We start from the raw sequence: 13,736 nt of genomic DNA, 5'->3' as shown, positions 1-13,736 counted from the left end.
AACAATATGCAGTTACGCCTCGAACATTTTGTGGAACGCCTGATGTACGGCAGTCGCTGGATCATGGCGCCGGTTTTTCTGGGCATGAGCCTGATTTTGCTGATATTGGCCATTAAATTCTTCCAGGAGTTGTACCACTTCGTGCCGCATATTCTGGACCTGGACGAGGGCCAGATTATCTTGAAGTTGCTGACTTTCATAGACTTGACCCTGGTTGGCAGCCTGACCCTGATCGTGATGTTCAGCGGCTACGAGAACTTCGTCTCCCGGCTGGACATCGGCAGCGAGGCCGAAAAACTGGATTGGCTGGGTACCCACGATTATGGCTCCCTGAAGCTGAAAGTGGCGACTTCCATCGTGGCCATTTCATCCATTCGCTTATTGAAGGTCTTCATGGAAGTGGAAAACACCGCAAACGAAAAAATGTTGTGGTACGTCATTATTCATCTGACGCTGGTACTTTCCGCATTTATCATGGGTTATCTGGACAAGATATCCAAACATTGATGAGCGAATTGATATTGTTCGGCACCGAGGGCTGCCACTTGTGCGAGGAGGCCGAACAAATGCTGTTGCGGGCTGGCGTGAGTTTTGCCAGGCAGGACATCATGACCGGAGAACAATGGCTGCAACGCTATGCGATTCGGATACCGGTATTGCTGCATGAGTCGAGCGGGTCCGAGCTGGGCTGGCCGTTTGACGAGGCAGGGATTCGGGATTTCCTGACGCAAATCCGCTCCGCAATCCGACCGCGGGATGGCGGGGCGGCTTAGGCCGCGATACGTATGCAGTTACGGCCCTGGTTTTTGGCGGCATACAAGGCTCGATCGGCGCGCTCCAGTAACGGCTCCAACTCGGTATCGTCGGCCAGCGGGGCAATGCCGATACTGACGCTAAAGCCTATTTCCGCAACCCGGATCCGCGAAATTCTAGCCTGCAGACGCTCGGCCACATTGACGGCTTCCTCCCGCGCGGTTTCCGGCAACAGGATAAAAAACTCCTCGCCGCCGAAGCGGGCAAAAATATCCACCGGACGCAGAGCGCTTTTAGCTGTCTCGGTCAACTCGACCAGTATTTTGTCGCCGGTAAGATGCCCATATCGATCGTTGATCGATTTGAAATGATCGATATCGATGGCTATGACGGACAGCGGTTGCCGATGCCGGTTGGCGCGCTCGAGTTCGGCGCCGGCATGGCTCAGGAAATAACGGCGGTTATAGGCCCCGGTCAGAGGGTCGGTTGCGGCCAGCCCGGCCAGTTTCAGGTTGGCGAGCTTAAGTTCCCTGGTGCGCTGTTCGATGCGCCGCTCCAGATCGCGATTGGTCGCCGCCAGTTCGTCGCGAGCGGCAAGCAAGGCGGTTTCGGTTTCCATGATGTCGGAAATATCGTGTTGAATGCCGATGAAATGGCTCACCTCGCCGCTTTCGTCGCAGACCGGGTCGATGATGACATTGTTCCAAAAAATAGAACCGTCCTTCCGGCGATTTCTCAACAAGGCGCGAACCTGCCGACGGCCGGCAACGGCCTGCCTGACGCTCTCGAGTACATCCGGATCCAAGCCCGCCTGCAAAAAACGCGGATTCCTGCCCTTGACTTCGTCACCCCGATAACCGGTAATGGCTTCGAAGCCTTTGTTGACATAGACAATCGGATTGTCTTTGGCTCTGGCATCGGCGATCAGAATGCCGTCGTTGACGGCATCTATGGCCCGCCCCAAAATCCTGAGCTGTTCGTTTTGTAAATTCAGCTCCCGCAACAAAGCGGCCAGTGCCAGCGACGACAAAGCCAAGGCGGCAATATATTCCTGCAATTGGAGGACATTGTCGGCCGCCCGCATCGAAACGAATGGGCCCAGGCGATAAAGAGTGCAGTATATGGCGATGGCGGCAATCAGTAGATTGATCGAAGCAGCCCCACGCATGCCGAAACGTCCGGCCGCCCAAATCGTCATCGGCAGCAACAGCATGGGACTGAGCGGGAACTGGTCGGTCAAATACTCGGATCGGGAAAATACCCATAAGCCCGTTGCGATGGTCGAGGTCGCCAACAGAACGGCTTCCGGCAGGCGCTTGGCTGCGGGCCGGGGCCAAGCATCCATTTCAGGCTGAAACCAACTCAAAAGTACCGGCGTAATAATCAAAAGCCCCAAGCCGTCGCCAAACCACCAGATACGCCAATTGGTCCAATAACAGACTTCTCCGCCCGCCGTCGCCGTGTAAACCGCGGCGCCCAATAATGCCGCCGAACCGCTGGCCAGGACCACGGCAAATAGACCGAATAAAACCACATGGCGCAGCCTATCCAGTTTGACCGGCAGACCGATGGCTTGCTTTAGCAATACCGCGCTGAAGACCGCTTCCAGAATATTCACGGCGGCAAACATCAGCGCCTGTTTGACGGTAAAGGTCGGCCAGTCCGCCAAAATTTCAGCCGGAATGATGGCGCACGAGAAAACCGGCCAATACTTCGGCGGCGCCAGCAATAATGCCGCCAGCAGAAATGCATTCGGCGGCCACAGAATGGCGATACCTTCCGACATGATGGAAGCCTTAACGCCAAGCAGCGCCCCCAAATAATAGCCCATGGCTACCAGTATGGGCGCAAGATACGCCGTCGGCAAAAGTAACAAGGCACTGGAAATGTTTCGGGCTGGGGAAGGCGATGGCATTGGGCGAATAAATCCTGAACTGCCGGGCTAACGGGCCTGGAATGGCTGACAGTATATTCCAAGTCGATTGTAATTCATTACCTACAAAGACTATTTTGGCGACCGCCCGCGCGAGCCGGCCGCCGGGCAAAAAATGAGCGGCATTTTGCTGGCCGGATGTATTCAAGCCAGGGCCAAGCCATTAAATTATTGCCAGTATCCGCTGTTCCGATTCGCAGTTAGAATGTGCGTCAAAACAACACCAATAGCGATGTTTTTTAAAACAGCCAAGGTCGAATAGCCCGAAACACTCATGACGACTCTGAAAAAGTATTTGTTTCGTTTCTCCACCGGACTCTGGCTGGCCATGGCGATGTTCATCGTCTTCGCGCTGGTGTTTGCGATCTACGTCCAATCCGAAAAGCAAATCGATGTGGCCAACGAACAACGCTTCCAATCGTTTTTGTTGGCGGACGAACTGCGCCAATCGTCCGACGATTTGACGCGGATGGTACGCAGTTATGTGGCAACCGGCGACCCCATCTATAAACGTCACTTTCGGGAAATCCTCGACATCCGCGACGGCAAGCGGGCAAGACCGGTCGATTATCACTTGATCTATTGGGACTTGGTATTACAGGACGATAGCCGCCCCCGGCCGGCCGGCCCGGGGAAACTGCCCTTGCTGGTTCTGATGCGGCAGGCCGGCTTCACCGCAGCCGAATTTGCCAAGCTGGCCGACGCCAAAAACAAATCGGACGCGCTTGCCTTGACCGAGTATGCCGTGATGCAGCGGCTCGAATCCGTTTCGTCGCCCACCGAGGCCGACCGAAACCGGGCGAGCTTGATGCTGCATGATTCCGCCTATCATCAAGCCAAGGCCGATATCATGCGGCTGATCGGCGAGTTCTACCGGATGGTGGACAGCCGAACAGCGAAGGCAGTGCAAGATGCATTGCTTAAAGCCAGCCAGTTGAGAGTGGTGTTCATCGCCTTCGGCATGCTGTTGCTGTTGATGTTGTGGCGGACGTACCGGAGTTTGTTTCACATATTGGGCGGCTCGCTGGATGAATTGCACGACGCGCTCGTCCGCCTGGGTAGCGGCGATTTTTCCTCGCGGATTCGACCCGGCCTCGGCGGAAAAAACAGCATCTTGGCCTGGGTGTCCGAAACGCAAATCCAACTGGCGCGACTCGACGCCGAACACCGTCGGGTCGAAGCCAAGAATCAACGCCTGACGCAACTGTATGCCGCCTTGAGCCAGTGCAACCAGTCCATCGTGCGTTGCGATAATCAGCAGCAGCTGTTTTTGGAAATCTGCCGCGCCGCCGTGACTTTCGGTGGCATGAAGCTGGCTTGGATAGGCTGGCTGGATAGCGAGAGCGGAAAAGTCAAACCGGTTGCCTGGTACGGCGACGACGCCGATTATTTAAACGACATCGAAATATCGATCCATCCCGACGACCCTTTCGGCCGCGGGCCAACCGGCACGGCCATGCGCGAGGATAGGCCCTTTTGGTGCCAGGATTTTCAACAAAATCCCGCCACCACGCCTTGGCGCCTGCCCAAAGCCAAGTTCGACTGGCAAGCGTCGGCCTCGCTGCCTTTGCATGGCAATGGCAGGGTAGTCGGGGCGATGACGCTTTATGCCGCCAACGTAAATGCCTTCGATGAAGACGCGCGCAATCTGTTGCTGGAAATGGCCACGGACATCGATTACGCCCTCAACAACCTGGCACAGGAAATTCAGCGCCGACAAACACTGGCGGAGTTGGCCGAGTCCCGTAATCTGCTGCGGACCATCATCGACACGGTACCGCTACGAATTTTTTGGAAAGATAGGGAATTGACGTTTTTGGGCTGCAATCCTGCTTTTGCCCTCGATGCGGGCGCCGACAGCCCCCTGGATGTCATAGGCAAGAATGACAAGCAGTTGGCATGGCGCGATCTGGCCGAGTTTTATCAAAACGACGACCGCCAAGTGATGAGTTCGGGCGTGCCCAAGCTGTTTTACGAAGAGCCCCTGATCAAACCGGATGGCGAGACCGTCTGGTTGAGAACCTCCAAAGTTCCTCTATTGAACTCGGATCGGCAAACTATCGGCGTGCTGGGCGTCTATCAGGATATAACGGCTATCAAGCAAACCGAGCTGGCGCTACTGCGTAGCGAAGCCAATCTGAATCGGGCCCAGGCCGTGGCAAAAATCGGCAGTTGGCGTCTGGATCTGAAACAAGGCCGTTTGGAATGGTCCGCCGAAACCTTCCGCATTTTCGGCCTGCCGCCGGATACCCCGGTGGACTACCGCTTATTCCTTTCGCGCGTGCATCCCGATGATAGCGATCAGGTCAATAATGCCTGGCAAGCCGCGCTGAAGGGCGCGCCTTACCACCTTGAGCATAGAATCGTCGTGAACGGCGATATCCGGTGGGTGGAGGAACGAGCGGAGTTGGAGTTCGATGCGGACGGTAACTGTCTGGCCGGCGTCGGTACGGTGCAAGACATCACCGAACGCAAGCAGGCGCTGGCACGCATCGAGCGTTTGGCCAACTACGATCCATTGACCGGCTTACCCAATCGGGCTCAGTTGCAAGACCGCGTCAGGTACGCCGTCAGTCTGGCCAAGCGCGCTCAAGGCAGTTTGGCTTTGATGTTTCTCGATCTCGACCGTTTCAAGGACATCAACGACACGTTGGGCCATAGCGTGGGCGACGCCCTGTTGATTAAACTGGCAAAACGCCTGCGCCAACTGCTGAGGGAAGAGGATACGGTCACCCGCCTGGGCGGAGACGAATTCATTCTGTTGTTGCCGGGTGTTGATGCCCGCGGAGCCGCCTTTTTGGCGCAAAAGCTGCAGGAGGCCATTGCCGAGCCCTATGCAATCGAGCAGCATAATCTGTCACTGACCGCATCGATCGGTATCGCGCTTTATCCCGGCGACGGCGAGGATCTGGAAACATTATCCAAAAGCGCGGACGCCGCGATGTATAGCGCCAAGCAGGAAGGTCGCCAAGGCTACCGGTTTTTTACCCCCGAGATGCAAGCCAAGGCAACCCGCAATCTTTTGTTGCTGAACGCCCTGCGCCACGCGCTGACACTTGAGCAATTGCAGCTCTATTACCAGCCGCAAGTATCGATGCCGGATGGCCGCATCATCGGCGCGGAAGCCTTGTTGCGTTGGCGGCATCCGGAGCTGGGCATGATATCGCCGGCGGAGTTCATTCCCATTGCGGAAGACAGCGGGCTGATTCTGCCGATCGGGGAATGGGTATTGCGCCGCGCCGCCAGACAGGCGAAAGCCTGGGAAACCGAGGGGCTGGGCGTGTTGACGATGGCGGTCAACATATCCGCTGTACAGTTCCGCCATCCCGACCTGCCGGACTTAGTCGCGCGCGTGCTGGAGCAAGAAGGCTTGGCGCCGGAATTTCTGGAATTGGAACTGACCGAGGGCGTGGCGATGCTGAATCCGGAACGCGCCATCGATGTGATCAACAATCTGCATGCGCGCGGCGTGAGCATGGCCATCGACGATTTCGGCACCGGTTATTCGTCCTTGAGTTATCTGAAAAGATTCAAAGTCAGCAAGCTCAAGATCGACCAGTCCTTTGTGCGCGATATCGACAGCGACGCGGAGGATAGAGCCATCGTCCGCGCCGTGATAAGTCTGGCCCGGAGTCTGGGCCTGAAAACCATCGCCGAAGGCGTGGAAACCATAGAGCAACAAACCTTCCTGAATCAGCAAGGCTGCGAGGAAATGCAAGGCTATTTGTTTAGCCCGCCGCTGCCGGCCAATCAGTTTGCCGCCCTGCTGAAACGGCATCCGCACGCCGAATGAGCGCTGATCTTAGCGCCTTGACGGCGTTTATCCGGCTTGCCAACCTTATTCCGGCGGATTTTATCCCTTAACCCGGTTTCGTCTTAGTATTGGTACTGGCGGGGGCTGGCGTGATAAATTCCCCGCCTTATGTCAATCCCATCGGAACGAGCCATGACCACCATCCGCCAAGACGACTTCATTCAAAGCATCGCCGATGCCTTGCAATACATTTCCTATTACCATCCCAAGGACTTTATCCAGGCACTATATTCGGCGTATCAAAAGGAACAAAGCCCGGCGGCCAAGGATGCGATGGCGCAGATTTTGATCAATTCGCGGATGTGCGCGGAGGGCCGGCGGCCGATTTGCCAGGATACCGGCATCGTGACGGTGTTTTTGAAGATCGGCATGGACGTGCGCTGGGACGCCAAACTGGACGTTGGCGAGATGGTCAACCAAGGCGTGCGCCGAGCCTATTTGCAACCGGATAACGTATTGCGGGCCTCCATCCTGGCGGATCCCGCCGGTAAGCGCATCAACACCAAAGACAATACCCCGGCGGTGATCCACATGGATTTGGTGGCCGGCGACAAAGTCGAGGTGGAACTGGCCGCCAAGGGCGGCGGTTCGGAAGCCAAGGCCAAATTCATTATGCTGAATCCTTCCGACAGCATCGTCGACTGGGTGATGAAAACCGTGCCGACCATGGGCGCCGGCTGGTGTCCGCCGGGGATTTTGGGTATCGGCATCGGCGGCACCGCCGAAAAAGCCATGATACTGGCCAAGCAGGCCTGCATGAGTTCGATTGATATTCAGGATTTGCTTGCCCGTGGACCGGTCAATGCCTTGGAAGAGTTGCGGCTGGAACTCTACGACAAGGTCAACGCGCTGGGCCTGGGCGCGCAAGGTCTGGGCGGCCTGACCACGGTACTGGATGTGAAAATCCTCGATTATCCGACCCACGCCGCCAACAAACCGGTGGCGATGATCCCCAACTGCGCAGCCACCCGCCACGCCCATTTTGTCTTGGACGGCTCCGGCCCGGCGCTGTTGACGCCGCCAAAACTGACGGATTGGCCGGTCATCACCCAAGCGGCCGGCAACGCCCGCCGGGTCGATATAGACACTCTCACAAAACAGGACATCGCCGACTGGAGGCCCGGCGAAACCTTGCTGTTAAGCGGCACGCTGCTGACAGGCCGCGATGCCGCCCACAAACGCATCGTCGATCTGCTGCACAAGGGCGAACCGCTGCCGGAAGGCGTCGATTTCAAGGATAAGTTCATTTATTACGTCGGCCCGGTCGATCCGGTGCGCGACGAAGTGGTCGGTCCGGCCGGCCCCACCACCGCCACCCGCATGGATGGCTTTACCGATACCGTATTGGCGCAGACCGGTCTGCTGGGCATGATAGGCAAGGCCGAGCGCGGCCCGGCGGCGCTGCGGGCCATCGAAAAACATCGGTCGGTCTATTTGATCGCGGTCGGCGGCGCGGCCTATCTGGTGTCGAAAGCCATCCGCAAGTCCCGCGTGGTGGCCTTTCCCGAGTTGGGTATGGAAGCAATTCATGAATTTGTGGTGGAAGATATGCCGGTGACGGTAGCGGTGGATAGCCGCGGCGAGTCCATACACGACACGGCGCCGAAATATTGGCAATCCCGGATAGGCAAAATTCCGGTGACGGTAGTGTAAGCCGGCCGCTTGCCGGCCAAGGATTCCAGCCCAAATGAATCCCATATTTATATCCCTCGCCCTAGCCCGGAGAGCGGTATGCGTAAGTTATTGTGGGCGGAATCCTAAAGCGTGATGTCGGTTTCCCAGCCCTTGACCGCTCTTGGCATGACGTCTGTTATCCTTTGCGCGGTGACATCCATCAATTGCAACTCCGAGCGCCTGCGATCCTGGCGCCGCCTGTCGTTTGCCAGCCGCGAGCTGTTGCCGCGCCGGTCGTTGTTGCGCAGTCTTAAGGAATATTCCGCAATATTGATGGGTTTACCGTTCAACGGTTTCCGGTTGAGCTGCTTGATGATGCGCATGGCCGCCGCATCCGGCTCCACCCTCACCAAGGCGTTGAATTCCGCTTTATCCGAATTGGCGGCCGTTAACATCTGGATGCTGATTTTTACCAGATTACCCGGTTTGCTAAACAAACCCCCTTTAAGCGCGGGGCTGATAAAGGATTCAATATCGGGAACCAGCGTGGATTCGCTGATTCGTTTCAAAATTAGGATCATCGTGCCTGCCTTGTCGAGAAACCCGCCTGATTAAATCGAAAAACAACCGGCTACAACCGCGCTGGCTGTCCGGTTTGCCGGGCAAAGTGTAGCCCGCTATAAGGTTAAAATGGATTTTTTAATCTGATGGTAATATTTGCGCCACCTTTCCAGTCAATAATGGTTACGATGACGATCAACTTCAAGGATGCCGGCTAAACCATGCAAAAAATACCGGCGCCCGCTCAGGGCAATCATTTTTACCGAGACCATGTGGCTTTACTGATCGATAGTTATCGACAGCTGTTGCAGCGCTCATTTTTGCACGACATCGGCGAGGACTGCCTGGGACAGCGGGTATTTGAGGCGGAGTTCGCCCTGCTGTCGCACAACACCGACCCGGACCCCTTGTTTAACTACGCCAATCTAAAGGCTCTGGAATTATTCGAATTAAGCTGGGACGAATTGATCGGCATGCCGTCCAGATTGTCGGTAGAGCCAGAAAATCAACAAGCCCGCGAACGCCTGATGGCGGCGGTCACGGATAAGGGTTTTGTGGATAATTACACGGGCATCCGCGTTTCCAAAACCGGCCGGCGCTTCAGGATAGATAATGTGGCGATCTGGAATGTGCATGACCGGCTGGGTCGGTATCTGGGACAGGCCGCCTGCTTCAGCGATTGGACTTATTTGTAATCCTTCGGCTCTGCCCGCCTTTCGCCGGTTTCGCAAAACGTGTCATTGTTTTCCCTCTCGGTTCGAATGCCACCCGCAAGTAGCTTACCTCCGGCACCATTTATCGGCTATCTCCCACCGGCGCGGCGAAGGCATCGGAAACCAAAGCTTCGACATTACCGCCGGTCAGCGCCTGTAAAAATGCCACCAGATCGTCGATTTCCGCGTCCGAAAGCCCCAGGGGCTTGATCAGCGGCGACAGATTTTCGTTGGCGATACCGCCCCGGTTATAAAACTCCACCACATCCTTCAGACTGGAAAGGCTGCCGTTGTGCATGTAGGGCGCGCTGAGCGCCACGTTACGCAGCGACGGCGTTTTGTATGCCCAGCGGTCGGCCGGATTTTGGCTGATTTCGTAATAACCCAGGTCGTTGGCTCTGGCTTCGGCGACGCCTTGCAAGCTTTTAGCGTCCACATCGACAAACACGCCCGGCGCCACTTGCACCCGCTGCTTGTCCGGCACTCTTAGCATGGATTCGGCATAGCCGATGCCGGTGTTATGGCGTTTTTGGTCGGTAAACAAGGCGGACTTTTCGCCTATGCCATGGCAACCGCCGCAGGCGGCCTTGCCGGTAAACAGCTCGAATCCGCGCCGGGCGGCATCGCTCAGGGCTTGGCTTTGTTTACCGAAATACCAGCGGTCGAACGGCGAATCGGCGGAATTTAACGCCCGTTGGTAACTGGCCAGGGCCTGACCGATGGTTTCCATGCCAGGGCCTTTTCCAAAGGCCTTTTCGAACAGGCCCCGGTAGTCCGCGCCGGCCTTGATTTTATCCACCACATGGCCGATGGACGGATTGCCCATTTCGTTATGCGCCAGCAGCGGCCCCCACGCCTGTTGCTCCAGGCTGTTTTCCCGGCCGTCGTGAAACAGCAGTTGCGCATAAGCGACGTTGTATAGCGACGGACTGTTACGCCGCACGCTACGGCCTTCCACGCCGACGGCGGTCGCCATTTCGTTGCTGCTGAAACCCTGCTCGGGAATATGGCAAATCGCGCAGGAAAAGGTATTGTTGAACGACAACCGGCGGTCGTAAAACAATTTACGGCCCAAATCGATTTTGGCGGCGGTAACGGGGTTATCCGGCGGCTCCGGCAGTTTCGGCAGCCCCAGCGGCGGTTTTTTTACAAACTCGATCAGTTTGGCCGGCTGGCCTCGCCTATGCTCCAGCGCCAGCGAGCGGGTGTGGTAATCGGCCCGCTGATAGTTCTGTTTGTTATCACCGGCTTGATATAGATTTTCCGCGACTGCCGGCCGCGCGGCCGCCGACTCATTAGGTGCCGCCAACAGCGTTTTCACGTCGTTAATGACCGTGTCGGCATGCAGAAAGTCCACGTTGTAGATATTGCGAATATTTTTGTCGGTATCGATCAGATAAACCCGCAGCAAATGCGAAAAAGTACCGGTAAATTGGCCTTGTTCGTCATAAATTTTTTGCACGTTTTGCTGATAGGCGTCCAGTATGGGTTGCAGGGTTTGTTCGTCGCGGGTAGTCAAAAACCGCCAATCGAATTCGCCGGTTTTAAAGCCGGAACCGTACTGGCGCATCATGTCCGGCGTATCGTGGGCCGGATTGAAACTCAGGGTCAACAGGCGCAGCTTGGCCGCCAATTCCGGCTGTTTTTGCAATTGCCGGCTGATTTTATGCAGTACCTGGGTCGCCAGCGGGCAACCGTTTACATCGCTGCACGTGGCGTAAATAAAACTCAACAACACCAGTTTGTCGCCCATCAGCTCATGCAGACGCTTGGGCTGGTTGTCGCCGGTCAAAATCTCGCCGTCGCCGGCGGCTCCGACCACAGGCAGCGAATAGCTGGCGGGCGCGGCCAATTGATACGGCAAGACGGCATGACCCGGCGCCAAGGGGATTTCGGCCCGGCAGACTAAAGCGGTTACCAAAGCCAGCAGGCCGATCAAACGAGAGGTTTTCATAAATTTCAGCCCAGGCCAAGGATTCAAATTTCGCCGGCGGGATTCCATTGATCCCGACAACACATATTATTAATAACTAATATTCCAGTTGGACGGCGCTGTCAACCTCGGCCTATCCGTCAGCGCCGGAAAAATCCGCAACCGGATCGATGTTATATTTTTTTCGCTTTCTCCAGAATGTAGCTCGGCTCATGCCGGCATAACTAGCGGCGGCCTCCAGATTGCCGCCCGTGATTTGCAAGGCTTCGCGGATCAAGTCCGCCTCGCCGCGAAAGGTTTTATGTCCGGCCGCCGCTTGGGTTTCGGGAATGGCGGCCGGCTTTACTTCGCGAAATTCCGGCGGCAAATCATCCAGACTCAATTCGTTGCCGCGCCCCACCGCAAAGGCGTATTCGACAACGTTGATCAGTTCCCTGACATTGCCGGGCCAACTGTAATCGAGCAAACGCCGCATGGCATCCGGGGCGATACTGTCGACATGCCGCCTGCCGTGAAGGTTGTGCAGGCCGATGCTATGCCAGAGCAGCAGGTTTACATCCAACCGCCTTTCCCTCAGCGGCGGCAGAAACACCGGCACCACCCGTAACCGATACATCAAGTCTTCCCGAAAACGTCCCGCTTTGGTTTCTTCGCGCAACGAACGATGGGTGGCGGCGATAATTCTGACGTCGACGTTGAGGATTGCGTCGCCGCCCACCGGGGTAAAGCTTTGTTCCTGCAAAACCCTCAGCAGTTTGGCTTGCAATTCCAAGGGCAATTCCGCGACTTCGTCCAGAAACAGCGTGCCGCCATGCGCGCGCTGAAACAAGCCGTCATGCTGCCGCAGCGCCCCGGTAAATGCCCCCTTGACGTGGCCGAACAGTTCGCTTTCCAACAGGCTTGGAGACAGCGCGGCGCAGTTGATTGCCAGAAAAGGCCGCTGATGACGCGGGCTTTCCTGGTGTAAGGCCCTGGCCACCAGTTCCTTTCCGGTACCCGATTCACCGCGTATCAATACGGTGGCTTCGGTTTCCGCGACATTGCGGATGATTTTGATCGCCTCCAGCATGATGGGGTCGCGGGTCAAAATACCGTGAAAACTTTCGCTGTTTTCCCGTATGCCGAGCGCCGTTTCGCTTGCCGCTTGCGGCCGCAGAAACTCCAGCGCGCCGGCGAATTCTCCATTGGCGTCGAAGAAGGCGCGGGCGGTACGGTAGCAGGTGACGCGCTCGCCGTTGGCGCGCTTGGGATTGACTATTTGCGCCTTGATCGAACCCAGCTCGGCCAGACCGCAAGGGTCTTGACCTTCCTCGCAACCCAGCGTTTCCGCGCAGGGTTTACCCAGAACGGCTTCCGCCGTCAGGCCGAACAGTTTTTCCGCCCCTTTACTCCAGAACAACACTTTACCACCGGCATCCACCGCAAACACGGCGCCGGCATCCAGCAGATCGGTGAGTATGGTCAAGACCTGATCGGGACCTATCCTGCTCAACCAGCGGTTAAAAAAGGGGGAAGATTGGCTCATGGCGGGGGGATTTGTTTCAAATATGTTTCACACTATGGCACAAGTGTTTCAATGTTTCAACATGAAACACAACAAGCCGGCCTGCAGGGCTTGAAATCCAGCGGCGGCAGCGCTGGAGAGTCTTGGCACGATACTTGATATAACTTTATCAGACTATACTGATTTAGTTCTTGATGGAGTATGACCATGATCTTTCGCCAATTGTTCGAACCCGAAACCTCGACCTACAGCTATTTATTGGGCTGCGAACGCAGCCGCCGCGCGGTATTGATCGATCCGGTGGCCTCGGAAGTCGACGGCTATATTCAACTGCTGCAAGCCCTGAACTTGAAACTGATCTACACCCTGGAGACTCACGTTCACGCCGATCATATTACCGGAGCCGGTTTACTTCGCAATACATTAGGGAGTAAAAGTATCGTGCATCGCGATGCCGGCGCGATGTGCGCCGATTTACTGGTCACCGACGGCGTGCTGTTGCAGGTCGGCGAGCTGGAGTTTGCAGTGCTGCATACTCCCGGCCATACCGCCGGCTGCGTCAGTTATGCGATGGCCGACCGGGTGTTTACCGGCGATGCCTTGTTGATCGGCGGCAGCGGCCGCACCGACTTCCAACAGGGCGACGCCGGCCAACTGTACGATAGCATCACCGGCAAATTGTTCATCCTGCCGCCGGATACCCTGGTGTACCCAGGCCACGATTATCAAGGCAACACGGTCTCGACCATCAAGCAGGAGATGGTCAAAAATGCCCGCCTGGGCGGAGGTAAATCGCGTGACGAATTTATTGCCACCATGCAAGACCTCAAACTGGCCTACCCGAAATTTATCGACCAAGCCCTGCCCGCCAACCAATCCTGCGGCTTGGCCGCGGAATAGGCGAGCTTAGG

The 13,736-nt window shown here is 56.5% G+C and carries 10 protein-coding genes; 6 read left to right on the top strand and 4 right to left on the bottom strand.

Translation table 11 applies throughout. From position 1 onward, the window contains the following. The first annotated feature begins 6 nt into the window (after window positions 1–6). Both NP590_RS04600 and NP590_RS04595 read left to right on the top strand, forming a co-directional pair. Entirely contained in the window at window positions 7–507 is a 501-nt protein-coding gene (locus NP590_RS04600) for a TIGR00645 family protein (RefSeq protein WP_256601072.1), read from the top strand. Beyond that, window positions 507–773, top strand: coding sequence for a glutaredoxin family protein (locus NP590_RS04595; protein WP_256601070.1), 267 nt, complete (start codon window positions 507–509; stop codon window positions 771–773). Before NP590_RS04600 ends, NP590_RS04595 begins: the two co-directional genes overlap by 1 nt. On the opposite strand, the gene NP590_RS04590 is transcribed toward NP590_RS04595, so the two are convergent. Further along, complete coding sequence (locus NP590_RS04590) at window positions 770–2,629, bottom strand: sensor domain-containing diguanylate cyclase (RefSeq protein ID WP_256601069.1); 1,860 nt, start codon at window positions 2,627–2,629, stop codon at window positions 770–772. The genes NP590_RS04595 and NP590_RS04590 overlap by 4 nt on opposite strands. Before the next feature lie 331 nt (window positions 2,630–2,960). Here NP590_RS04590 and NP590_RS04585 point away from each other — a divergent pair, with 331 nt between their 5' ends. Both NP590_RS04585 and NP590_RS04580 read left to right on the top strand, forming a co-directional pair. Further along, the gene (locus NP590_RS04585; RefSeq protein ID WP_256601068.1) at window positions 2,961–6,479 is read left to right on the top strand and encodes a bifunctional diguanylate cyclase/phosphodiesterase; all 3,519 of its coding nucleotides are present in this window, start codon (window positions 2,961–2,963) and stop codon (window positions 6,477–6,479) included. Window positions 6,480–6,632: 153 nt separating this feature from the next. Then, window positions 6,633–8,153, top strand: coding sequence for a fumarate hydratase (locus NP590_RS04580; protein ID WP_256601067.1), 1,521 nt, complete (start codon window positions 6,633–6,635; stop codon window positions 8,151–8,153). A gap of 104 nt (window positions 8,154–8,257) precedes the next feature. Here the strand turns inward: NP590_RS04580 and NP590_RS04575 are convergent, their stop codons facing one another. After that, complete coding sequence (locus tag NP590_RS04575) at window positions 8,258–8,695, bottom strand: RNA-binding protein (protein ID WP_256601066.1); 438 nt, start codon at window positions 8,693–8,695, stop codon at window positions 8,258–8,260. A gap of 201 nt (window positions 8,696–8,896) precedes the next feature. Between NP590_RS04575 and NP590_RS04570 the strand changes: the two genes are divergently transcribed. Then, a complete protein-coding gene (locus tag NP590_RS04570) occupies window positions 8,897–9,370 on the top strand; it encodes an MEKHLA domain-containing protein (RefSeq protein ID WP_256601065.1) in 474 nt (157 codons plus the stop codon). A 100-nt stretch (window positions 9,371–9,470) separates the two neighbouring features. Here NP590_RS04570 and NP590_RS04565 read toward each other — a convergent pair whose 3' ends face one another. Both NP590_RS04565 and NP590_RS04560 read right to left on the bottom strand, forming a co-directional pair. Beyond that, window positions 9,471–11,342: a cytochrome c peroxidase gene (locus tag NP590_RS04565; protein WP_256601064.1), complete on the bottom strand. Its 1,872-nt coding sequence runs from the start codon at window positions 11,340–11,342 to the stop codon at window positions 9,471–9,473. Between the two features lie 112 nt (window positions 11,343–11,454). Then, window positions 11,455–12,846: a sigma-54 interaction domain-containing protein gene (locus NP590_RS04560; protein ID WP_256601063.1), complete on the bottom strand. Its 1,392-nt coding sequence runs from the start codon at window positions 12,844–12,846 to the stop codon at window positions 11,455–11,457. A gap of 186 nt (window positions 12,847–13,032) precedes the next feature. Between NP590_RS04560 and NP590_RS04555 the strand changes: the two genes are divergently transcribed. After that, window positions 13,033–13,725, top strand: coding sequence for an MBL fold metallo-hydrolase (locus NP590_RS04555; RefSeq protein WP_256601062.1), 693 nt, complete (start codon window positions 13,033–13,035; stop codon window positions 13,723–13,725). Window positions 13,726–13,736: the final 11 nt, after the last annotated feature.

It is taken from the genome of Methylomonas subterranea (assembly GCF_024505185.1).
GTDB lineage: Bacteria > Pseudomonadota > Gammaproteobacteria > Methylococcales > Methylomonadaceae > Methylomonas > Methylomonas subterranea.
This window is presented reverse-complemented; position numbering and strand designations above follow the sequence as displayed.